Annotated in this window: 22 protein-coding genes; 17 read left to right on the forward strand and 5 right to left on the reverse strand. The window is 63.5% G+C overall.

From position 1 onward, the window contains the following. From XI08_RS32190 to XI08_RS32215, 6 genes are all read left to right on the forward strand, one after another. Complete coding sequence (locus XI08_RS32190; protein WP_271577470.1) at window positions 1-1,101, forward strand: DegT/DnrJ/EryC1/StrS family aminotransferase; 1,101 nt, start codon at window positions 1-3, stop codon at window positions 1,099-1,101. Between the two features lie 199 nt (window positions 1,102-1,300). Next, a complete protein-coding gene (locus XI08_RS32195; protein WP_271577471.1) occupies window positions 1,301-2,299 on the forward strand; it encodes an NAD-dependent 4,6-dehydratase LegB in 999 nt (332 codons plus the stop codon). Window positions 2,300-2,304: 5 nt separating this feature from the next. After that, complete coding sequence (locus tag XI08_RS32200) at window positions 2,305-3,537, forward strand: LegC family aminotransferase (RefSeq protein ID WP_271577472.1); 1,233 nt, start codon at window positions 2,305-2,307, stop codon at window positions 3,535-3,537. Further along, window positions 3,537-4,925, forward strand: a complete 1,389-nt coding sequence (locus tag XI08_RS32205; protein ID WP_271577473.1) for a hypothetical protein — start codon at window positions 3,537-3,539, stop codon at window positions 4,923-4,925. The genes XI08_RS32200 and XI08_RS32205 overlap by 1 nt, the downstream gene beginning before the upstream one ends. Window positions 4,926-4,986: 61 nt before the next feature. Then, window positions 4,987-6,312 carry a lipopolysaccharide biosynthesis protein gene (locus XI08_RS32210; RefSeq protein WP_271577474.1) on the forward strand — a complete coding sequence of 442 codons (1,326 nt, stop codon included), beginning with the start codon at window positions 4,987-4,989 and terminating at the stop codon, window positions 6,310-6,312. A 109-nt stretch (window positions 6,313-6,421) separates the two neighbouring features. Continuing rightward, window positions 6,422-7,912, forward strand: coding sequence for a hypothetical protein (locus tag XI08_RS32215; protein ID WP_271577475.1), 1,491 nt, complete (start codon window positions 6,422-6,424; stop codon window positions 7,910-7,912). A gap of 2 nt (window positions 7,913-7,914) precedes the next feature. Here the strand turns inward: XI08_RS32215 and XI08_RS32220 are convergent, their stop codons facing one another. After that, window positions 7,915-8,874 (reverse strand): NAD-dependent epimerase/dehydratase family protein, encoded by a 960-nt coding sequence (locus XI08_RS32220; RefSeq protein WP_271577476.1) that lies wholly within the window; start codon window positions 8,872-8,874, stop codon window positions 7,915-7,917. On the opposite strand from XI08_RS32220, the gene XI08_RS32225 reads away from it, so the two are divergent. Both XI08_RS32225 and XI08_RS32230 read left to right on the forward strand, forming a co-directional pair. Next, window positions 8,873-9,043: a hypothetical protein gene (locus XI08_RS32225; RefSeq protein WP_271577477.1), complete on the forward strand. Its 171-nt coding sequence runs from the start codon at window positions 8,873-8,875 to the stop codon at window positions 9,041-9,043. The genes XI08_RS32220 and XI08_RS32225 overlap by 2 nt on opposite strands. Further along, the gene (locus XI08_RS32230) at window positions 9,040-9,840 is read left to right on the forward strand and encodes an FkbM family methyltransferase (RefSeq protein WP_271577478.1); all 801 of its coding nucleotides are present in this window, start codon (window positions 9,040-9,042) and stop codon (window positions 9,838-9,840) included. Before XI08_RS32225 ends, XI08_RS32230 begins: the two co-directional genes overlap by 4 nt. Window positions 9,841-9,868: 28 nt before the next feature. Here XI08_RS32230 and XI08_RS32235 read toward each other — a convergent pair whose 3' ends face one another. The 3 genes from XI08_RS32235 to XI08_RS32245 form a co-directional block, all read right to left on the reverse strand. Then, a complete protein-coding gene (locus XI08_RS32235) occupies window positions 9,869-11,023 on the reverse strand; it encodes a hypothetical protein (RefSeq protein ID WP_271577479.1) in 1,155 nt (384 codons plus the stop codon). Window positions 11,024-11,113: 90 nt separating this feature from the next. Then, on the reverse strand, window positions 11,114-12,307 hold the full coding sequence (gene neuC / locus XI08_RS32240; RefSeq protein ID WP_271577480.1) for a UDP-N-acetylglucosamine 2-epimerase: 1,194 nt from the start codon (window positions 12,305-12,307) through the stop codon (window positions 11,114-11,116). After that, window positions 12,304-13,050 carry an acylneuraminate cytidylyltransferase family protein gene (locus tag XI08_RS32245; protein WP_271577481.1) on the reverse strand — a complete coding sequence of 249 codons (747 nt, stop codon included), beginning with the start codon at window positions 13,048-13,050 and terminating at the stop codon, window positions 12,304-12,306. The genes neuC and XI08_RS32245 overlap by 4 nt, the downstream gene beginning before the upstream one ends. Window positions 13,051-13,228: 178 nt before the next feature. Here XI08_RS32245 and neuB point away from each other — a divergent pair, with 178 nt between their 5' ends. From neuB to XI08_RS32285, 8 genes are read left to right on the forward strand one after another with little or no spacing between them, the layout of a single operon-like run. Then, window positions 13,229-14,311 (forward strand): N-acetylneuraminate synthase, encoded by a 1,083-nt coding sequence (gene neuB, locus XI08_RS32250; RefSeq protein ID WP_271577482.1) that lies wholly within the window; start codon window positions 13,229-13,231, stop codon window positions 14,309-14,311. Next, window positions 14,308-14,949 carry an acetyltransferase gene (locus XI08_RS32255; protein ID WP_271577483.1) on the forward strand — a complete coding sequence of 214 codons (642 nt, stop codon included), beginning with the start codon at window positions 14,308-14,310 and terminating at the stop codon, window positions 14,947-14,949. Before neuB ends, XI08_RS32255 begins: the two co-directional genes overlap by 4 nt. Then, window positions 14,946-15,986 carry a nucleotidyltransferase family protein gene (locus XI08_RS32260; protein ID WP_135174723.1) on the forward strand — a complete coding sequence of 347 codons (1,041 nt, stop codon included), beginning with the start codon at window positions 14,946-14,948 and terminating at the stop codon, window positions 15,984-15,986. The genes XI08_RS32255 and XI08_RS32260 overlap by 4 nt, the downstream gene beginning before the upstream one ends. Further along, window positions 15,983-16,795, forward strand: a complete 813-nt coding sequence (locus XI08_RS32265; protein ID WP_271577484.1) for an SDR family oxidoreductase — start codon at window positions 15,983-15,985, stop codon at window positions 16,793-16,795. The genes XI08_RS32260 and XI08_RS32265 overlap by 4 nt, the downstream gene beginning before the upstream one ends. 37 nt (window positions 16,796-16,832) lie before the next feature. Continuing rightward, entirely contained in the window at window positions 16,833-18,014 is a 1,182-nt protein-coding gene (locus tag XI08_RS32270; protein WP_271577485.1) for an N-acetyl sugar amidotransferase, read from the forward strand. 49 nt (window positions 18,015-18,063) lie between these two features. Then, a complete protein-coding gene (hisH, locus tag XI08_RS32275; RefSeq protein WP_271577486.1) occupies window positions 18,064-18,702 on the forward strand; it encodes an imidazole glycerol phosphate synthase subunit HisH in 639 nt (212 codons plus the stop codon). Window positions 18,703-18,707: 5 nt separating this feature from the next. Further along, the gene (locus XI08_RS32280) at window positions 18,708-19,484 is read left to right on the forward strand and encodes an imidazole glycerol phosphate synthase cyclase subunit (RefSeq protein WP_271577487.1); all 777 of its coding nucleotides are present in this window, start codon (window positions 18,708-18,710) and stop codon (window positions 19,482-19,484) included. 4 nt (window positions 19,485-19,488) lie between these two features. Further along, a complete protein-coding gene (locus tag XI08_RS32285) occupies window positions 19,489-20,148 on the forward strand; it encodes a hypothetical protein (protein WP_271577488.1) in 660 nt (219 codons plus the stop codon). A gap of 62 nt (window positions 20,149-20,210) precedes the next feature. Here the strand turns inward: XI08_RS32285 and XI08_RS32290 are convergent, their stop codons facing one another. Next, window positions 20,211-21,440, reverse strand: coding sequence for an aminotransferase class III-fold pyridoxal phosphate-dependent enzyme (locus XI08_RS32290; protein WP_271577489.1), 1,230 nt, complete (start codon window positions 21,438-21,440; stop codon window positions 20,211-20,213). A 281-nt stretch (window positions 21,441-21,721) separates the two neighbouring features. On the opposite strand from XI08_RS32290, the gene XI08_RS32295 reads away from it, so the two are divergent. Further along, entirely contained in the window at window positions 21,722-22,726 is a 1,005-nt protein-coding gene (locus XI08_RS32295) for a glycosyltransferase family 2 protein (protein ID WP_271577490.1), read from the forward strand.

Below are 22,726 nucleotides of genomic sequence, written 5' to 3' on the forward strand. Positions count from 1 at the left end.
ATGGCGGTTCCCTTCGCTGATCTCCAGCTCCAGTACCAGAACATCAAGGCCGAGATCGACGCGGCAATTGCGGCCGTCATCCGTGACAATGCCTTCATCCGCGGCCCCTTTGTCGATGCGTTCGAGCACGACTTCGCCAAGGCTGCGTCCGTCAAGCATTGCGTCTCCTGCGCCAACGGGACGGATGCGCTCTACCTTGCGATGGCCGCGCTGAAGGTGAGGCCTGGCGATGAGGTCATCACGACGGCACATTCCTGGATCTCGACCTCGGCGATGATCACCCACGCCGGCGCAACGGTGAAGTTCTGCGATACCGACGGCGTGACGTTCACCATCGATCCCACGGCGATCGAGGCCGCGATTACGCCGCGCACCGTCGGCATCATCCCCGTGCATCTCTACGGTCAGCCCGCCGACATGGACGCGATCATGGCGATCGCGAACAAGCATGCATTGTGGGTTATCGAGGACTGCGCCCAGGCCCACCTGGCGCGCTACAAGGGGCAGATGGTCGGGACATTCGGCGCGGCGGCGACCTATTCGTTCTATCCGGGCAAGAATCTCGGTGCGATGGGTGATGCAGGCGCCGTCGTAACCAACGACGCTGCGCTTGCCGAGCACATGACGAGGCTCGCGCGCCATGGTGGCCTTGTGAAGCATCAGCACGAGATCGAGGGCGTGAACAGCCGGCTCGATGGCATGCAGGCCGCGATCCTCTCTGCAAAACTCCCGCATCTCGCGGCCTGGACCGAGGCACGGCAACGCGCGGCCGCGATCTACGATGCAGGCCTCAATCAGATCGAGGGGGTGAGCGTACCGCAGGTCGCACCGGGCCGCGATCACGTCTATCACCTGTATACCATCAGGCATCCGCGCCGCGATGCGCTGGCGGCGCACCTCAATGCCAACGGGGTGCAGACTGCGATCAATTATCCGACCGCGCTGCCGCTGCTTCAGGCCTATGCGCGATTCGGCCACACGGCGGAGCAATTTCCGCATGCGTGCCGGGATCAGAAGAGCATCCTGTCGCTGCCGATCTTCGCCGAAATCACCTCCGAGCAGCAGGACGGCGTGATCCGGCTCCTGCGCGAATTTGCTTAGCGCTGGTTCGGCGTCCGAGACGTGCGGATTTATTGATCCTTCTCAAGGGTTTGCGGACCCCTAGCGGTTGTATTTCGTGCCCGGGTTCCGGCTCATTGACAGCACCGGCGCTCATTCAAAACTGGCCTCCAGCGGCCGGAATGTCTAGAAGTGGCCGGCATGGCAGGTCGGGCGGCCCGGCCAGAGGGGAACTGGAACTTTGCGAAAAGTACTTTTGACGGGGGCGGGCGGATTCATCGGATCGCACCTTGCGGAAGAGCTGGTCCGGCGCAATGTCGCGGTGCGCGCGTTCGTGCACTACAACAGCATGGGCTCGCACGGCTGGCTCGATTCCTCGCCGCCCGATATCCGCCAGGAGTTCGATTTTTTCGCCGGCAATGTGTGCGATCCGAACGGTGTGCGCGCCGCGATGAAGGGCTGTGACGCCGTCCTGCACCTCGCCGCGCTCATCGCGATTCCTTACTCGTATCATTCGCCCGACACCTATGTCGAAGCCAACATCCGCGGCACGCTCAATGTGCTGCAGGCTGCGCGGGACCTCGGAGTCGAGAAGGTGGTCCACACCTCGACCAGCGAGGTCTATGGCACGGCGCAATTTGTTCCGATCACCGAGGAACATCCGCTCCAGGGCCAGTCGCCTTACTCCGCGACGAAGATCGGCGCCGACCAGCTCGCGCTGTCGTTCGAGCGTTCGTTCGGCACGCCGGTTACGGTGGTGCGCCCCTTCAATACCTACGGCCCGCGCCAATCGGCCCGTGCCGTGATCCCGACCATCATCACGCAGATTGCAGCAGGCGTGCGCAAGATCAAGCTCGGCAGCATCCATCCGACGCGCGACTTCAACTACGTCGCCGATACCGTCGGCGGTTTCCTGGCGGCCCTCGACTCCACGGCCGCGGTGGGGGAGGTCATTAATATCGGCAGCGCTTTCGAGATCTCGATCGGCGACACCGCGCGGCTGATCGCCCAGCTGATGGAAGCGGAGATCGAGATCGAGCATGACGACGTGCGTGTGCGCCCCGGGCGCAGCGAAGTCGAACGCCTCTGGGCCTCCAACGCCAAGGCGCAGAAGCTGCTGGGCTGGTCACCGCGCCTCGGCGGTGTGGAAGGGCTGCGCAAGGGTCTCGAACAGACCATCGCCTGGTTCACCAGGCAGGAGAACCTGTCCCGCTATCGCGTCAATTCCTACACGTTGTGAACAAGATGAGCATATCCTCCGCGCAAGCGAGCCAGAACCGTCCCGCCGCGCTTGACTTCAAGCCGGTACTCGACGCCGTCGATGCGGTGCTCGGGGTGGCGCAGCGCCCGGTCGAACTGCATGAGCCGCGTTTCGGACAGCGCGAACGCGAACTGGTGCTCGATTGCATCGACACCAACTGGGTGTCGTCGGCCGGCAAATACGTCACCCGTTTCGAGGAGATGGTCGCGGCCGCGACCGGCTCGCGCCACGCGGTTGCGATCGTCAATGGCACTGCCGCGCTGCATGCGGCTCTGGTGTTGGAGGGCGTCGAGGCTAACGACGAGGTGCTGCTACCTTCGATCACCTTTGTCGCCACCGCCAATGCCGTGAGCCATGCTGGTGCCGTGCCGCACTTCGTCGACTCGACCTGGGATACTTTGGGACTCGATCCGCGTGCGCTCGAGGCGCATCTCGATGAGGTCGCGGTGCGGCAGAACGACGCCTGGGTCAACAAGCACACCGGCCGGCGCTTTCGCGCGATCGTTCCAGTGCACATCTTCGGACATCCCGTCGACATGGCGGCGCTCGGCGCGGTCGCCGCCCGCTACGACCTCGTGATCGTCGAGGATGCGACCGAGTCGCTCGGCTCAACCCTGAACGGCAAGGGCTGCGGCACGTTCGGCCATTCCGCGGTGCTGAGTTTCAACGGCAACAAGATCATCACCACCGGCGGCGGCGGCATGATCGTGACCGACGACGAGGCGCACGCCCGCCACGCCCGGCATTTCACCTCGACGGCGAAGAAGGCGCATGCCTGGGCGTTCGAGCACGACGAGGTCGCCTACAACTACCGCCTGCCCAATATCAACGCGGCACTCGGCTGCGCTCAGATGGAGCGGTTGGCCGGCATGGTCGAGGCCAAGCGCGTGCTCGCAAAACGCTATCTCGACGCCTTCAGCGATTTTCCCTGGGCGCGCATCTATCGCGAGCCGAAGGGTTCTGAGAGCAATTACTGGCTCAACACGCTGGTGCTCGACCGCGAATACGCCTGCGAGCGCGACCGCCTGCTCGAAGCCCTGCACGGCCACGGCATTCGCGCCCGGCCGTTGTGGACGCCGATGCACCTGTTGCCGATGTACCGCGACTGTCCGCGCGCAGCGCTTCCCGTCGCCGAGGACATGAACACGCGCTGTATCAACCTGCCGAGCAGTCCCTTCCTCGCCGGAGCCGCCCCGGAAGGCGCGAACCAGAGCTGATGCCCCGGATCGTCTTCTTCACCATTCACAGCACGACGGCCTGGTGGAAATACCTGGCCTCTCGCATGGAGTTCGCTGAGGCGGTCGTGCTCAGCGACCTGCGCGACGACGGCGACTATTCGCTGGTCGACGATTTCTATCGCTTCGCCGATCGGGGTGATGCTGCCGCGGCAGCACTCGACCGGTTCGGCGCGGATGGATGCGCCGACATCATCCTGCGCTGCCGCGTGCTCAGAAGCATCGATCGCGATCTCGCGCTCAAGATGATCGGAGGCATGGCGCAGGCGATCGAGCAGGCTTTTGACAAGCTTGGCCCCGCTCTCGTCATGACCTTCACCATCGACCGCTATGTCATGGACGTCATGGAGCGCATAGCACGGCGGCGCGGCATCGACTTCCTGGAGATGACGACCTCCATCATTCCGGATCAGGTCATGCTGATGCGCCGCGGGCGACCGGTCTCGCTGCGCGAGCCCTCCAGGGAGGATATCGATGCGGCGGTCGGCCAGCTCTGCAGGGAAGACTTTGCGCCGGCCTATGTCCGAGACGCCAAGCGCTTCTCGCTCGCCAGATTTTGGCGGATCTTTGGCTATTACGCGCTGCGCGGCGCCTTCTTCAACGTCTGGCGGTTCCTCAAGCGCGACCGCTACAATTGCCACTATCTCGACGCGCTGAAGCGGCTGAAGCACAAGGTGCGGATGCGCGACGTGGCCGTGCTCGGGCTGCTCGATCATGGCTGGGACAAGCGGCTCGCCGAAGTGCCGCGCGAGCGGCGGGTATTCCTCGGGCTTCAGCTGTTCCCCGAGGCTTCGATGGACTACTGGCTCGAGCAGCAGGGCATGCTGGCGCATGACGACATGGTGGTACGCTATTGCGACGCGCTGGGCCGCGCCGGCTACCGCATCTTCGTGAAGGATCATCCGCTGCAGTTCGGTTTCCGCCAGCGCGAGCTGTTCGAGCGTCTGGCGAAGCTGCCGTTCGTGGTGCTGGTGCCCTATGACGTGCCGGCGAATTTGCTGATCGGGAAGTGCGCGGTGTCGGTGACGTTCACGGGCACCATCGGCTTCCAGGCGGCGCTGGCCGGACTGTGCTCGGTCGCGACCGAGCCGTATTACGCAACCCCGCAGCACTTCGTGCACGTCCGCGACACCAGCGAGGTCGACGGCGTCGTCGAGCGGCTCGCGCGATGGAAATCACCCGACGACCTCGACACGACCCGCCGCGCGATCATGCGCCACCTGGCGTCGATCAGCGTCGAGGGCGACTATTTCGGCTGGCGCAAGTTCGACCCCGAGAACGAGGCCTTGCGGACCTCGGTCGAGCCGCTGGCGCGTTCGCTGAATGCGCACCTGCCGCGTTTCCTGAAGTCCTGCAGAAGCGCCGTCTGACGATCCCGTGGGAGGCGCGCCTGCAACCGATGTTGACGGCCGGTGGAGATGGAACAGCTCGATGCGATCTCGTCTGCTTGACCTCGTGACACGCCCGGCGGTCGCCGGCACGGTCGCGGCGCTGGTCCTGCGCGCGCTGACGCTCGCGAGCCGCTTCCTGCTGTCGCTCCTTCTGGCACGCATGCTGTCGCCGGCCGAGATGGGACAATACGGTCTCTTGACCGCGGCGCTGGCCTTCGCGCTGCTCGCGGTCGGGCTGGAATTCTATTCCTATACCTTGCGCGAACTGGTGCCGGCGAGCCCCGAGCGGCGCGCGCGCATTATTGCCGATCAGATGGTGCTTGGCACGGCGGCGCTCGTAGTGGTCGGCATCGCGGTGGCGGTTGCGATTGCCGCGGGCTCCTTTCCGGCGCGCCTTGCGCCGTGGTTCATTGTGATTCTCGTCACCGAGCATATCTCGCTGGAGGCGACGCGAATCCTGATCATCACCTGGCGGCCGGTGCGCGCCTATATCGGCGTGTTCCTGCGCGGCGGGATCTGGGTGTACGCGATCGCGCTGCTGATGTTCGCGGCGCCGTCGACCCGGACGCTGGAGACGGTGCTGGTCTGGTGGGCGTTCGGCGGCGTGCTGTCGATCGCCTTTTCCGCGTTCTCGCTCTCTGAGCTGCCGTGGCACGAACTCAGGGGTTACAGGCCGAACTTCAAGCACATCCGCGAGGGCCTCTTGACCGCGCGTCCCTTCATGCTGACGGCGGTCGGTGCGCTGGTCATCTCCTATGTCGACCGCTTCGTCATCGATGCGTTCGTCGGGCGCGATGCGCTCGGCATCTACACGTTCTATTCGACGATCCTGATCGGCTTGCTGTCACTTGGCGGCTCGGTGTCGCATCAGTTCCTGCCGAAGGTCATTGCAGGTTATGCTGCGGGCCCGGATGCCTATCGCACGGCGATGTGGTCGTTCTTCTGGTCGATGCTAGCGCTGGTTTGCGCGACCATGATCGTGTCGGCTCTGGTTATGGGGCCAATGCTGGCGCTGCTCGGGTTGTCGACCTACGCAGCGAGCATCGGAGTGTTCTATGCTATCCTGCCGGGAGCTTTTCTGCGCATGTTGGCGGATGTTCCGTCCTACGCTCTCTACGCCGCGCGCTCGGACAAATATCTCCTGATCTGCAATCTCGGGTCGGCCGGGGTGTCGACGGTGCTGAATGTGGTGCTGGTCCCGGCGCTCGGCATTTACGGGGCGGCGCTTGCCGGTGGAATCGCTAGCGCCGTGTTGTTCCTGTCCCTCGCTGGTTTCGCCGTTCACAGGATGCGCGTAAGTTTGAAGGAATCGGTCGCGACCGGATCCGTCGGTCTTCCCATCGATCCAGACATGCTCTACCCCTGAGGACAGGCCCGTGAGCAGACGTCAAGACGACTTAAGGGGCGCTAGGGACAGCAACGTGCAACAGCGGCTCATGCCCTTGATCGGAGGCCTCTCGTCGCCCGCAGTTCTCATGACCCTGATCTGGCTCGGGGTGCTCCTCTTCGTCGCCATCGGGCCGATCGACTATCCGGGACAACCGTCCGTCGTCGTGCTAACCGTGGTCGCGATCGGATTGGCGATCTTTCTGCTGTCATATCGGGGCGGCAAGCTCGTCTTCGATCGCTGGTTCGCGCTCCAGGCACGCTCGCCGCGACCTTCCACACGGATGTTGAACAACGTAGCAACGTTCGCGTCGCTGGTCGGGATCGTGGGCATCGCGCTGGTTGCACTCGACCGGACCGTCCTGAGCGGTGTGAGCAACAGCAGCTATGCCGAGTTGCTGCGCTGTGCGCCGGGGCTCGTCGACACGATCGCGATCAAGCGCACGCCGTTGCTCTACGGTGGTTACTTGATGTTCTCTTTCGGCTTTGTCTCCGTCGTGCTGTTCCTGCTCAAGGGCGAGGAAATCAGAGGATGGGCGGCTGCGCTGGGGCAACTGTCGATCGTCTCACCGGTCGGCTATGCGCTGCTCTATTCGGGGCGGATGCCGATTTTGTTCGTTTTCGTCCTGGTCGCGATGGCGATGCTTGTCCGCGTCGCCCAGGGGCGAACCCTTCTGCCGCGTGGGCACTATCTTCTGCTCAAGACGGGCATCGCCGTGAGCCTGTTCGCGGTCTATTCGAGCGCGATCTGGAGCAGCAGGCAGAGCTTCTGCACACAGATGTTGCCGTTGATTGCGGAATTGGAGCAGGAGAAGAACCAACGCGACGCATCCGTGGCCTACGATCCGGCCGCGTCGGGAGGGATTCCGCGCCCCAAGCCCGCGGAGACTATCGCGGCAACCGAACTCAACAAGCGGATTGTCGAGGCACAGAAGGTCCAGCAGGCCGCGCCCGTCGCAAGCTCTGCGGATGCCTTCCTACCTAAGATGCTGATGGCCTGGAACGTGATGCCGCGCGGTTACGTCACCTCGGCGATCGACTCCGGGCGCTTATCCGCGCGCGGCGCGATGATTGGCCTCAGTACCTATTTCTATCTGACCCATGGTGTGCGAACGATCGATATCGTCTGGAAGGCGCGCGACAAATTCACGCCCCAATGGGGCGTGTACGAGATTGGCGTGCTGTCGCCGCTACTGCGGATCTACTTCTCGAACAGCGACCAGGTTGCGGTCATGGAAGCGGAGCTGCGAGCCGCGGCGATCTACGGTTTCTTTCCGACTGCCTGGGCCGCGGCGTTCATCGACTTCGGATTGGTGGGTGCAATTATCTATGTCGCGATTTGGGGAGCGGTGGCCGGCTGGAGCGCGGCCGGAAGCCGGCATTCCGGTCTGATGACGCCGCAGTTGCTGCTCGTGTTCGTGCTCGCCAGCGTCCTTCTCAGTCCAGTGCAGGGCCCCCTCGGCATGGCGAATTCGGCGCTGGTGTTGGTGTCGATGCTGGTGACCGGGCTGGTGCTTGATTTTGCCAAGCTGCGTGCGCGGGAGACCGCCACGCTTGGGGGCAACACCCCGGCGATCTGATCTCAGCGGGCTGAGATATTTCGCAGCCACGCGACGGTAGCCGCGACGCCTTGCTCCATGTCGCAGGGAAGCGGGCCGCAAACCGCCGCAGTCGGCGCGAGATCGAATTGATACTGCGTGAGCACGTTGTTGAGGCGGAACGAATTGAACGGAAACCGCTTCAACCCGATCGCGTTAACCGCGTCGCCGCAGAACGCGAGCGTCCGGGCGACGCCGGTCGGTAGATGCGGAATCGGGCGCGAACCGAAGTCGCGCTGAAACGCATCGCACCATGCGATAAGATCGATCGGTGTGTAATCGGCGAGATAGAACGTCCGGCGATGGATCTGTTCCGCCGGCACGCTCAGCAGACGCCAATACTGGAAGGCGATGTTCTCGACATAGCTGTACGACTTCCAGAGCGGCCCGCGCCCGACGTGGAAATAATGGCCGCGCTCGATCATGTGTAGGAAGCGCTGATAATGCGCGCTCATTCCGGGGCCCCAGACGGTTGTGGGGCGCGCCAGGCACCATTCCCGCCCCGCGCCGTCAGAGCTGCGGACGATCTCCTCGGTGCGCACCTTGCTCTTTCCGTACAGCGTGTCGGCCTGATAGTCGGTGTCGCTGGTCGGCACATAACCGACCCGGCAGACGAGCTGCGATGAGGTCCAGATCGCGCGCCGCACTGAAGGCGTCTGCCGCACGGCCTGGACCAGGTTTTCCACACCCTCGATATTGGCGGTGTAGCCGGAAAGGTCGGTCTTCTCGTCGAGATCGATGCGCGCGGCAAGATGGACCACTGCGTCCGGTGCGGCGCCGGTCACGGCCTTCGTCAGGAGATCGGCATCCAGGATGTCGCACACGATGTCGGTCGCATCGGCCGGAACCTTGTCGAGTCCCACGACTGCGCAATGCTCAGTGCGCAGCCGTCGCACGAGTGCCTGGCCGATGAAGCCGGAGCTCCCGGTCACGAGGACTTTCATGCAGATGTCGCTGTCCCTGCCGATGGGGCGGTCGCTTGACCGGGTTGTCGTGCTGATCTACCAAACTGACCGGTCGATTGCAAACTGCGGCAAGTCCATCGTGCGTCGAGGCATTTTGCGATCGGTATCCTTCACCCAGGCTCTTGCCCAACCGGCGCACGCTTCATGAAGGCATTCGTCTCAACCGCGTTCCAGGCCATCAACCGCGTCCTGGAGCCGATCGGGCTGCGCCTGATGCGCACCAACGCGCCGGTTCGGAACTTCGCGCTGTTCTTCAAGCACCTGAAGTCGCTGGGCTTCGAGGTGAAGACGGTGATCGACGTCGGCATCGCGTTCGGCACTTCGCCGATCTATGACGCATTCCCGCGCGCGAAGTATTTTCTGGTCGAGCCGGTGGCTGAATGCCGTCCTGTGCTCGAGCAGCTCAAGCAGCGGCTCGACGCCGAATATTTTCTGGTCGCTGCCGGCGCCGAGAACGGCGATATCACCTTCAACGTTCATGATGATATCTCGGGCTCGAGCATCTTCGCACAGGTCGAAGGCAAGGCACTCGACGGCGTGGCGCGGAAGACGCCGATGCGCCGGCTGGATTCATTATTGCCGGAGAAGCTGGAGCATCCGGTATTCATCAAGGTTGATACCCAGGGCGCCGAGATCGAGGTGTTGAAGGGGCTCGGCTCGCGCATCAACGAGATCGACCTTATGATACTCGAGACCACGATGATGCCGATGCGCCATGGCATTCCGCAATTCGCTGACATCGTGCGCTTCTGCGACGAAGCGGGGTTTGCGGTCTATGACGTGCTCGAGGGCCACATGCGCTCGCTGGACGGCGCGCTCGCCCAGATTGATCTCGCCTTCATCCGCAAGGACAGCCCGCTGCGCAGCCAGTCGGCCTATTTCAGTCCCGAGCAGCTCGCGGACTATCTGGCGCGGCCGAGCAAGCTGCGTGGCGCGAAGGGCTGATCGCTCGTTACGTTGCTGGGGCGCGCCCTCAGATTTCGGCGAGCAGGATGAACAGGCAGCGGCGCTCCCCCTTGTTTACCATGCCGCCGCGGTGCATGCCGTTGCCGTCGAACAGCACGCAATTGCCGTAGCTCGAGGTCGCTGCGAAATGTCCCTCGCGCAGCGGCGCCACGTCGGGCGAATTGTCCTGTAGGTCGCCGCCGAAATCCGCCTTCTTGCGCAGGAACTCCGGCAGCGCCATGAATTTCTTGCGCGCGTCGGGGCGCCGGCCCGAGAAGCCGCTGAAGTCGTTGGTCCGGCGCACCATGCCTTCGAACCAGCCGATCTTCGCATTCTGGCTGCCGCGGACATAACAGAACGGTCCGCCGTCAGGGCCGATGTCGTGAACGTAGATCGCGCATTTCAGCATGCCGTAGGTGGCATCTATATGCAGGTAGCTGCCCCAGGGATCGGGCAGCTGCGTGTCCGGGAACACCCGCTTCCAAAATGCGAGGTCCTGGTCGTTGATCTGTGCATTGATGTGCTTCACGCCGGCCGGGCGCCCGAGATAGGCGCTCGCAGCCTCCATGACGCCGTAGCGCTTGAAAATATTCTCCACTGCCGCGAAGGCTTCCGGATCGGCCGAGCGCGTGCACCAGTAGACGTTGTCGTCGAACTTGCGCTTCTCGGGCGGAATGCCGGCCCGACGCTCGTCGAGCTTGGCAAAGCCTGGATTGGTGACGCTGCGGATCTTGTCGATTTCGTCGGACTTGAGATTCAGGCAGACGATGCCGTCGGATTTGATCCTGTTGAGCAGCGTCAGGTTAGCCGGCTTCGCAGGCCGGCGCGCGCCGGTCAGCGCGCCGATCGCGCGGCTTGCGCGGATGCGTGCATACATCAAGATGTAGCGCAGCGCCGTCTTTGCATTAAGGCCGCTGAAGTCGGCTTCCTTGGTCAGAAGCGGCATGTTGTCGTAGTCGACGATGCGGCGGATGGTGACGAAGGCGAACGTGCGCAGGAACACGTTCAGGGCGTAGAGGCGCTCACGGAAGGTCGGCTTAGGCAGCATGCCGCCATAGGCCGGATGCGCGTCGTAGTCGATCGCGGGAAGCGTGGTGCCGCGATAAGGCGGAATCGGAAGTTCACTAATCTCGACGGTGCGTGCCACCGGCGTCATGTCGGAAAGTGAATCGATCGTCGTCATGTCGCGTTCCCCCGGAACGTGCGCGGTTCGTCTCAAGCTCGCCCCGATCTATACAGCCTGGGGCGCTGCGTAGGCAACAATGGACGCCAGTTATCCGGTCGTTCCAGGGGGGGGCGAGGACGCCGCTAAATCATGGAAATATTTTGGGAAAGCGCGCTTCGGGTCGATCTTTCGAAGGGTACTAGCGATGGCTTCGGACGCGCCGCCGCGTCCATAGGGGGGCACTTGGGCCGGATCGGGCCGGAACCGGCCCTCGAAGATGTGGCGGAGGCTTCCCAGGATGGCCGCCGAATCGGCGGGGCAATCGATTATCGAGGCGGCGCGCAGCCGGCCCTTCTGGCGATCGCCAATATTGATCGTGGGCACGCCGACGGCCGGGGCTTCGAGGATGCCGCTGGAGGAGTTGCCGACCACGGCATCTGCAAGCCGTAGCGCGGCCCAGTAGCGCTCGCTGCCTAGCGAGGTGAACAGATGGGCGCGATTGGGGCGCGCCGCGACGAACGTCCTGATCGCATCGTCAATGGCGCGATAGCCGGGATCGGCGTTGACACCGGTGAAGATAATGCTGCGGTCCTCAATGCCGGCAAGCGCGCCGAGGAGGGCAGTGACGTTGGCAGCATCGGCCTCGGCCTGCGCCGTGGTCGGGTGCAGCGTCACCAGCAGGAAGCTCTCGGGACCGCCGATGCCGAGCTTCGCGAACAACTCGGCGCGGGTCAACGTCCCTGCGGTCTCCGCAAGATCGAGACCGGGCGCGCCGACGTTGAAGACAAAATCGGGCTGTTCGCCCATCTGGATCACGCGCTGCCGATACGGTTCGGCCGCAACGAAATGCAGGCAGGCCATCTTCGTGATGGCGTGGCGGATCGCATCGTCGAAGGCGCCGGCGGTGATCTCGCCGCCATGGATGTGAGCGATCGGGATGTTCAACAGCATCGCCGCGACCGCGGCGGCCAGCGCCTCGTAGCGGTCGCCGAGCACGACCAGAATATCGGGCGCAAGCTTCGGGAGCACTTCGGCAAAGCCGGAAACGCCGATGCCGGTACCGCGCGCCACGGTCTCGGCGCGATCGTCGCTCAGTTGCAGATCGACCTTCGCCGCGATCGAGAAGCCGTCGGCCTCGATGGCTCGCCAGGTCTCGCCGAAGCGCGGCACGAGATGCATGCCGCAGGCGATAATGCTGAGCGAGACGTCATCCATCTTCTTCAGCCGCGTCAGGATGCCCCGCAGCAATCCGTAGTCGGCCCGCGAACCGGTGACGACGGCGATGCGGCGGCTTGCGGTCATGCGGATCTCCGCCATGGCGACGTGTCGATCATGCCGTGCTCGACGACGTAGGATGCGTAGGCGAGATCGGCAGCACTCTCGATCTCGATCGAGTGCAGGCGGTCCATCATGATGCCGTAGCTCGCGGAGGAATCGGCGTAGATCTTCCGGTGCTTGCGCATCGCATCCCAGCCGATGAGATAGAGCGCGCCGTTCATGGTGACTTCAGGCGCCTGATCCTGCCGCCGCTGCGCCGTCGTCTTCAGCATCTTCTCGACGATGCCGCCGATTGAGCCATCCGCGCCCAGGTTCCCGACGAAGATCGAGGCCACCTCGGTCTCGCGCATGCCGACCACAAGGCTGGCCTTGCGCATGGCGAAAAGTTCGACCGCCTCGTCGAAATGTTCCGGCCGCGCGAAAGGCGACGACGGCTCCAGCAGCATGATAGCATCATAGCGCCGTCCCTCATGCGTCTCGATCCAGTCCATGGCGTGGAGTACCACGTCGTTGGAGGAGGCGGTGTCGCTTGCAAGCTCGGCAGGGCGGTCGAACAGTACCTCCGCGCCATGGCGCGTCGCCTCGGCCTGGATCTCGGCGCTGTCGCTGGAGGCGATCAGACGCGCGCAGTAGCGCGATTGTCGTGCAGCCCGTGCCTTGTAGCCGACCAGGCTGAGGCCGCCGATCTCGCGCAGGTTCTTGCCGGGCAATCCCTTGGATCCTCCGCGGCCAACCAGCAGAAACAATATCTCCGGCGAATTCGTCATTTGCTCTCGAAAAGCCCGCTGTCAGCGCCGAACAGGTACCGGCACGATTCGTCTCCTGCCAGGGGCCGGGAACGCCACGAGCCGCCTGCTTCCGTTGCTTTTACCAGCGTGCTCGACTAAGACAACCGCTTGATAGATGGCGATTTTGACCGCCCCCCGTGCCCAGCGACGAAAGCACATGCATCGCCGAACCCTGATCATTGCCGAGGCCGGTGTTAACCACAACGGCGATCGAGCGCGGGCCCTCGAATTGGTGAAAGCCGCGGCCCGGGCAGGGGCCGACGTCGTAAAGTTTCAGTCGTTTCGTGCCGACAGGCTGGCGACCGCAGGTGCCGCCAAGGCGAGCTATCAACAGGCGGCCACCGGCAACGCGCAATCACAGCTCGAAATGCTGCGCGCACTCGAACTCAGCGAGGACGACGAGGTGAATGTCGCCGCGGCCTGCGCCGCTGCCGGCATCGCCTACATGTCGACTCCGTTCGATGCCGACAGCGCCACGCATCTGGTTCGCCGAATCGGCGTCTCTACACTGAAGGTGGGATCGGGCGATCTCACCAACGCGCCGCTGCTGCTGCACCTGGCGCGCTTCCGGCTGCCGATCATCCTTTCGACCGGCATGGCGACGCTGGCGGAAGTTGAGCAGGCGCTCGGCGTCATCGCCTTCGGCTATCTCGCCGACGCGCGTGCACAGCCGTCGCCGGCCGGCTTTGCAAACCTGCTGCTCGACCGCGAGACCTGGACTGAGCTGCGCGCCAAGGTCACGCTGCTGCACTGTACTACCGAGTATCCGGCCGATCCTCATTCGATCAATCTGCGCGCGATGGCGACGCTGCAAAATGCATTCGGGCTTCCGGTCGGCTTTTCCGATCATAGCCGCGGCATACATCTTCCGGCAGCCGCGGTCGCGCTCGGCGCGGCCGTGATCGAAAAGCACCTGACGCTCGATCGCGATCTGCCAGGGCCCGATCACCGCGCCTCGATCGAACCCGACGAGATGGCCGCGATGGTTGCGTCGATCCGCGACGTCGAGGCCGCGATCGGCGACGGCCGCAAGGTGCCCGCGCGGGAAGAGATTCCAAATCGCGCGGTGGCAAGGCGGAGTCTTGTTGCGATCCGCGCTGTCCGCGCCGGCGAGCGCTTTACGGAGGATAATCTCGGCGTCAAGCGGCCCGGTGACGGGATCGCGCCGATCGAATACTGGAACTATCTCGGTAAGATCGCGCAACGCGACTATGCCGCCAACGAGGCGCTGGAGCCATGAGCCTGATCGTGCTCTGCGCCGGAGGTCATGCGCGAGTCGTCATCGAGGCCTTGCGGAGCCGTTGCATACGTCCGGCCGCGGTGGTGGATCGCGACACCGCATTAGTGGGTGGGCTGGTGAGCGGGGTCCCGATCACCGGACCCGACGAAGACGTCCTGAAGATGAGCGTTGGGCAAGTCGAACTCGTCAATGGCCTGGGCAACCGCGCCTCGCGCGCCGATTCGGGGCTCTCCGGGCGGCGTGAGCTGTTTGGCCGCTTCGCCGCCCTAGGCTACAGGTTTCCGGTGATCTCGCATGTCCCTGCGACGATAGCCTCCGATGCAACGCTAGGCGACGGCGCCCAGGTGATGGCGGGTGCCGTTGTCCAGCCGGCCGCGCGGCTTGGGCGGAACGTTCTGGTTAATACGCGCGCAGTGGTGGAGCATGACTGCATCGTGGGCGATCACACCCATGTCGCGCCGGGGGCAGTGCTGTGCGGCGGCGTCTCGATTGGTGAGGGCGCCCATATCGGCGCGGGCGCCGTCATTCTGGGGCGCCTCAGCGTGGGAGCGGGGGCTGTTGTTGCCGCGGGCGCCGTGGTTGCAAGGAATGTCGGGGCCGGTACCTTCGCCGGCGGCGACCGGATTGGTTCGCGATGAAAGAGATATTCGCTGTCAGTGAAGATACGCCCCTGATCGAAACGCTGCGGCGGATCGATCAGGGCCATTTGCAGCTCGCCGTGGTCGTACGCGACGGCAGGATCGTAGGCACCGTCACGGACGGTGACGTGCGGCGTGCGCTGCTCGGCGGCGTCGGGCTCGATGCTTCCGTCGACCTCGTGATGAACCGCAATCCGATCACGGCGTCGGTCGGCATCTCCAATCCGGCTGCGCTCAATCTGATGCGCAAGCATTCGATCCACCAACTTCCGATCGTCGATGCCGAGGGCAGGGTGGTCGAGGTCAAGCTGATCGACGACCTGGCGCTCGCGCAGCAATCCGACCACTGGGTGGTCCTGATGGCTGGCGGCCTCGGCTCGCGGCTGAAGCCGCTGACCGACGACATACCGAAGCCCCTGATCCGGGTTGGCGACAAGCCGATCCTGGAGACCGTGCTCGGCGGTTTCGTCAAGGCCGGCTTCGGCAAGTTCTTCATCTCGGTCAACTACAAGGCCGACATGATCCGCGACTATTTCGGCGACGGCTCGGCTTGGGGCGTGGAGATCAATTATTTGCAGGAAAATGCGCGCCTCGGCACCGCGGGCGCATTGTCGCTGTTGCCCGAACGGCCGGCGCAGCCGTTTTTTGTCATGAACGGCGATCTGCTGACCACCGTGAATTTCGAGCAGATGCTGAAATACCATCGCGAGCATCAGGCATTCTCTACCGTCTGTGTGCGCGAGCATTCGGTGACGGTACCGTTCGGTGTCATCGATTTCGACGACCATCGCCTGCTCGGCATCCGCGAAAAGCCGACGCAGAAATTCTACGTCAATGCCGGTGTCTATCTGCTCGATCCTGCCGTGCTCGATCATATCGACGCCAACGAGGCCGTCGATATGCCGACGCTGATCGAGCGAACGATCGCTGCCGGCGAGCCATCGGTGGTATTCCCGCTGCGGGAGTACTGGATCGATGTCGGCCGGCTCGATGATCTGCAGCGCGCCTCCGACGAGTTTCAGAGGATTTTCGGATGAGCACCGAACGTTCGCTCCGAGAGATGATGTCACTCGACGGGCGCGTCGCTGTCATCACCGGGGGCGCCGGTCATATCGGCCGCGCGATTGCAGGCGGCCTTGCCGAGTTAGGCGCTACGATCGCGCTGATCGATATGGCAGCGTCTGCCGGCAAGGAGGCCGCGGCAGGGCTCGCGAAGAGCTGGCCGGTCAAGGCAGAGATGTTCGACTGCGATTTCGAGCAGGGAGAAGCGGTGAAGGATCTGCCGCGGCGGGTGCGCGAGGCGTTCGGCGGCATCGACATCATCGTCAACTGCGCGGCCTTTGTCGGCACCAGCGGGCTTGAGGGATGGGCGGTCCCGTTCGAGCAGCAGTCGGATGCGACCTGGCGGCGGGCGCTCGAGGTCAACCTGACCGCGCCCTTCGTCCTGATCCAGGCAGCAGCCGAGGATCTGGCCAAATCCGGCCATGGCAGCGTGATCAATATTTCCTCGATCTACGGGCTCGCCGGGCCGGACTGGCGGCTTTACGAGGGAACCGCGCTTGGGAACCCTGCGGCCTATGCTGCGAGCAAGGGCGGGTTGATCCAGATGACGCGCTGGCTTGCGACCACCATGGCCCCTAAGGTCCGGGTCAACGCCGTGGCGCCTGGAGGTGTGTTCAGGGCGACGCCGGAGCCGTTCTTAAGCCGGTATGTGGCCCGCACGCCGCTTGCGCGGATGGCTCGGGAGGACGACATGAAGGGCGCCGTCGCCTATCTGGCGAGCGACCTGTCGGCCTATGTGACGGGCCAGTGCATTGCGGTCGACGGGGGCTGGACGGCGTGGTAAGCCCGCAGCAAATCAAGCAATCGCGAGAATTCCTGAAATGTTGAGCTGTAGCAAATGCTTGCTGCCAGAAACGGCTGAGGCGACGTCGTTCGACGAATCCGGTTCCTGCAGCGTTTGCCGTCAGATCGAGGTCCGTGACACCCAGATCAACTGGGACGATCGCTACAAGCAGATGATGGAGCTGGTAGGTCAATACCGCGACAAGGGCCTTTACGACTGCATCGTGCCCTATTCGGGCGGCAAAGACAGCGTGTTCCAGCTCTGGTACGTCGTGCGCAAGCTCGGCCTGAAGCCTCTGGTCGTACGCTTCGACCACTGGTTCTACCGGCCGCTGATCGAAGAGAACAACACCAGCGTGTTCAAGCAACTCGGCGTCGACGTGCTGAACTTCACGCCGAACTGGCACGTGGTGCGCGAACTGATGCTGGAGTCGCTGAAGCGCCGCGGCGACTTTTGCTGGCACTGCCACACCGGCATCTATGCCCACACCATGCAGGTCGCGATCCGCTACGAGACGCCGCTCCTGATCTGGGGCGAGAGTCTCGCGGAATATCAGTCGTTCTATTCCTACGACGAGATGGAAGAGGTCGACGAGAAGCGCTTCAACCGCGCCATGAATCTCGGCATCACCGCCGACGACATGTACGAGTTTCTCGGCGGCCGTGTTGCCAAGCGCGACCTCTATCCGTTCGTCTATCCGGCGCGCAAGGAGCTGATGCGGATCAAGTGCCGCTCGGTGTGTCTCGGCAGCTACATCAAGTGGGACACCAAGAAGCACGTCGACATCATCAAGAGCGAGCTCGGCTGGAAGGGCCAGGAAGTCGAAGGCATTCCGCCGGAATACGACTACGAGAAGATCGAGTGCTTCTTCCAGGGGGTTCGCGACTATCTCAAATACATCAAACGCGGCATGGGCCGGACCAACCATCTCGCCAACATCGATATCCGCAACAAGCGCATGACCCGCGAGCAGGGCGAGGCGCTGGTACGTGAATTCGACGGCAAGCGGCCGCCGAGCCTCGATCTATTCCTCGATTATCTCCAGCTCACCGAGGAGCAGTTCCTGGGCATCGCGATCAAGCACGAGGTCAGCCCCTGGCAGTTCTCACCGAACACGGTCGAGCCGGGGCGCCGCATGCCCGACATGGACAAGTGGAACAACACGCAGGTGCCGTGGCCGAACCATCCGGGCGTCGAGATCGGCGGCGGCAAGGGATAGGCTGGCAGGAGCGAACAGGTGGCGCGTCGATGCGCCGGGGGAGCAGGCGATGTCAGGCGTAGCGATCGTCGATTACGGCATCAACAATGTGCGCTCGGTGAAGAACGCCGTCGAATATTGCGGCTTCGACCCGGTCGTGACCCATGAGGCGGATGCGATCGCGGATGCCTCCCACATCATCCTGCCCGGCGTCGGCGCGTTCGGCGACGCCATGAGCAACATCCGCGCCCGCGGCATTAACGAGATGCTGGAGCGCCATGTCCGCGAGAAGGGCAAGCCGTTCCTTGCGGTATGTCTGGGCATGCAGGTGCTCGCCAACACCTCCGAGGAGCATGCAGACGACGGCGTGGTCCATCGCGGGCTAGGCTGGTTCGATGCCGATGTCGCGCGGCTGATGCCGAACGATCCCGCGCTGAAGATTCCGCATATGGGCTGGAACATGGTGGCGAAGGAGCGCAGCCATCCGATCCTGGCCAATATCCGCGACAGCAATCTGGCGTTCTACTTCGTCCACTCCTTTGCCATGCGCTGCAGGGACGCGCGGGACGTGGTCGGCGTCGCCCAATACGGCCAGCCGGTGACCGCGATCATCGCGCGGGACAATATCGTCGCCACGCAGTTCCATCCCGAGAAGAGCCAGGACACCGGGATCGAGCTGATGAGCAATTTCCTGCGCTGGAATCCCTGACGTCGATGCTGAAGAAGCGCCTGATCCCAAAATTCCTGCTGCGCGATGGCAGGCTCGTCAAATATGTTCGCTTCTTCGAGAACGAGCGCGCCGCCGGCAACCCGGTGACGACGGCGAAGGTCTATAACGATTACGGCGTCGACGAGTTGATCGTGCTCGACATCGTGCCGAGCGCGGCCTCGCGCGGCCGCGTCGTCGACATCATCGAGCGGATGTCGGAAGAGGTCTTCATGCCGTTCACCGTCGGCGGCGGGGTCAAGACACTCGACGATGTCAACATGCTGCTGCGCGCCGGCGCCGACAAGGTGTCGGTGAATTCGGAGGCCGTGCGGCGTCCGGAGTTTTTGCGCGAGGCGGCGCGCACCTTCGGCGACCAGTGCATGACGGTGTCGATCGACTACAAGAAGATCAATCCCAACCACGCTAGCGTGTTCATCGACGGGGGGCGGGAGCATGTCGCGCTCGATCCGATCGAATGGGCGCAGCGCTGTGAGGATCTGCATTGCGGCGAGGTGCTGCTCGGCTCAATCGACCGTGACGGCACCATGAGCGGCTACGACCTCGATATGATCCACAAGGCCGCCAGCGTACTGAGCGTGCCGCTGATCGTCTCCGGCGGCTGCGGTTCGCTCCAGCACGCGATCGACGCGCTGGAGGCCGGCGCCTCGGCGGTCGCGGTCTCCTCGATGTTCCTGTTCACCGATCACAGCCCGATCAAGCTGCGCAGCCATCTGCTCTCGCGCGGCCTCGACGTGCGCGCCAGCTCCTCAAGCAGGAACTAGCACCGTGCAGCTCTCGCTTGCCCGCAATGATCTCGCTCTCTATGTGCGCAAGCAGTTCGAGAACCTGTTCCCCGACGGCGCCGACCTCGGCGATCTCCCAAAATTCGTCGATCTCGCGCTCGGCCGGATCGATCACTGTTTTTCGCGCGTGAGGCTGAAAGGGTTCTTTGCAAACGGCGAGGCGCGGTTTTCGCACTGGCACTCCGACCAGTACGCGATCTTCCTCTACTATCTCGCCAATTCGGCGTTTCGCGAGCGGTCGGGCCATCCCATCGCCGACAAGGCCTATGCGCTCAACAAGGCGCTGCACGCGCTCGATGCGTTCTACGAGGTGGAGCTGCCCGACGTGTTTGCGGTCCAGCATCCGGTCGGCACCGTGCTCGGCCGCGCCAGCTATTCGGACTATTTCATTTGCTATCACAACTGCACGGTGGGAGCGAACCTCGACAACGACTATCCGTCGCTCGGCCGCGGCATCGTGATGTATGGTGGCAGCCGCGTCATCGGCAAGACTGCAGTGGGCGACAACACCTTCGTGTCGACAGGCGCGATCATCATCGATGGCGGTGCGCTTGCCGCCGACAGCATCTTGCACGGCATCTATCCGAAGGCTGCAAGGTCACCGACATCGCGCAATGTGGTGCGCGATATTTTTGGAGTCTAGTCTTACGCGTTTTCTTGACGCGAACCGGTGCCCACTTCGCTTGAAAACGCTCTGGGATCTGGTCAGGTCAACCGCTTGAATCCGGAATGCGCGACGGGGCCGCGCAGCAACTGCTTGACGGCCTTCTGGTCGACCGCGGTTCGCAAGCCGCGGAACACCTCGTTCACCGTTTCCAGGTAGCGATCGACGTGGGCGTCGGTGTGCGACCACATCGCGTAGAACGAGCCGGTGGCGAGGATGCCGCGGTCGAGCATCATCTGCGTGAACAGCGTGCGGACCTCCTGAGCGTCGGGCAGATCGAAGGCGAAATGGCCGAGCGGCGAGATGCCGGAGACGTGCAGCGGCATGCCGGTGGCCTGTGACGCCTCGGTCCAGCCCTTCTGGATCCGGCTGCCAATCCGCATCAGGTGCCGGGCGACGTTCTGTTCGCGATGCTTCCGTAAGGTGGCCAGGGCTGCGACCGGGCCGACGCGTTCGGTCCAGGCCGTCGAGCTGACGAAGGTCTCTTGCGCAGCGTCCATCACCGAGTCGCGGCCGACGATTGCGGCCATCGGAAAACCGTTGGCGATCGCCTTGGCGAACACGGCCATGTCGGGGTCGACGCCGTAGGCGAGATGCGCACCGCCGGAGTTGATGCGAAAGCCGGAGGTCACCTCGTCGAAGATAAGCGCGGCGCCGCAGCGGTCGGCGAGTGCGCGGATACCCTTGATGAAGGCCGGCTCGGGCTCGCTGGAACGCACCGGCTCCATCACGATCGCAGCGAGCCGCTCGCCATGGGCGGCGACGATCGCCTCGATCTCGTCGAGCTTGTTGAAGTGGAACGGATGCATCAGGCCGGCGAGCCCGCGCGGCACGCCCTTGGTGTCGAGGCCCGGCAGCAAATGGCCGTCGAGCGCGGTGGTCTCACCGAGATTGGCGCTGAGATACCAGTCGTGCCAGCCGTGATAGCCGCAGAACGCTACCATGTCGCGGCCGGTCGCCGCACGCGCAATACGGACCGCGATCGCCATGGCCTCGCCGCCGGCGCGGCCGAAGCGCACCATGTCTGCCCAAGGATGCAGCTCGACCAGCAGTTCCGCGAGCTCGATGTCCTCGGCGCAGTTCAGGGTCGACATCGAGCCCATGTCGATCGCGGTCTTCACCGCCGCATCGACGTCGGGATCGGCAAAGCCCAGAATCGTGGCGCCGATGCCGCAATAGCTCATGTCGAGATAGGTCTTGCCATCGAGGTCGACGACCTCGGCGCCCTTGGCCGATTTAAAATAAGTCGGCCACTGCTCTGGCAGGAACATTTCCGGCCGCTTTGAGAGCAGCTGCGTTCCGCCGGGCATTACCTTACGTGCGCGTCGGTAGAGGCTCTGACCAGTTCCTGACATCATCGTCCATGTCGGCAGTGAGTGATGTCTGGCTATCCGAAATGCCGGGCCCAGGCAAGCGGCCGACAACCTTAATTCACCAGGCCGGGGGCTGCAGATCTACTAGTTGACGATGCCTTTGCGTTCGAAGTACCACGTCAAAGGGTGGGGGCGGGCAGCTCTATCGCTCAGCGTGGGGATCTATCTGGAAGGCTGTCATGACCGACGTTGCGCCGACTTCAGAGCTGGAAATGCCAAGTCGGGCCGCGAGACTATCGATCGTCATTCCCATTTTCAACGAAGAGGCCAACATTGAGCCGCTTCGTGCGGCGCTCGCGAAGACCATCTCGACGCTTGGACGGGAGGTTGAGGTCATTCTGGTCAATGACGGGTCGACCGACGGCTCGGCGCAGCAACTCGAGCGCCTGGCCGCGTCCGATTCCCGGTTCAAGGTCATCACCTTCGCTAGAAACTGCGGCCAGACCGCCGCCATGATGGCGGGATTTGATGCGGCGCGGGGCGACGTCATTGTGCCTATGGACGGTGATCTGCAGAACGATCCCGACGACATTCCGCGGCTCCTTGCCAAGATGGACGAGGGGTTCGACGTCGTGTCGGGTTGGCGCCGAGATCGGCAGGACAACGCACTCCTGCGGAATTTCCCGTCGCGGCTCGCCAATCGGCTCATCTCCTGGCTGTCGGGGTTGTCGCTCCACGACTATGGTTGCACGCTCAAAGCCTACAAGGCCGACCTTCTGCGCGGTTTCCGGCTGTATGGCGAGATGCACAGATTCATCCCAATCTACGCCGCCTGGCAGGGAGGCCGCGTGGTGGAAATTCCGGTCGCGCACCACCCGCGTCGCGCCGGCAAGTCTAAATACGGGCTGGAGCGCGTCTTCAAGGTCGTGCTCGATCTGCTGCTGGTCAAGTTCCTCACCGAATACGAAACGAAGCCGATTTACGTCTTCGGCGGAGCCGCGGTCGCCTTCTTCGCCCTTGGGTTCTGTACCGGCCTATATTCTCTCTGGCTGAAATATTTCGACGGCATCACCTTCATCCAGACGCCGCTGCCGCTTCTCGTGTCGCTGTGCGCGATCACCGGCACGATGTGTATCCTGATGGGGTTGCTCGCGGAGCTGATGGTCCGGATCTACTTCGAGTCGCAGAGCAAGCGTATTTACGATGTAAAGAATCGGATCAATTTCGAGGCTGAAAGCGACTGA

The sequence above is a fragment of the Bradyrhizobium sp. CCBAU 11361 genome, from assembly GCF_028128935.1.
In the GTDB taxonomy this organism is placed as follows: domain Bacteria; phylum Pseudomonadota; class Alphaproteobacteria; order Rhizobiales; family Xanthobacteraceae; genus Bradyrhizobium; species Bradyrhizobium niftali.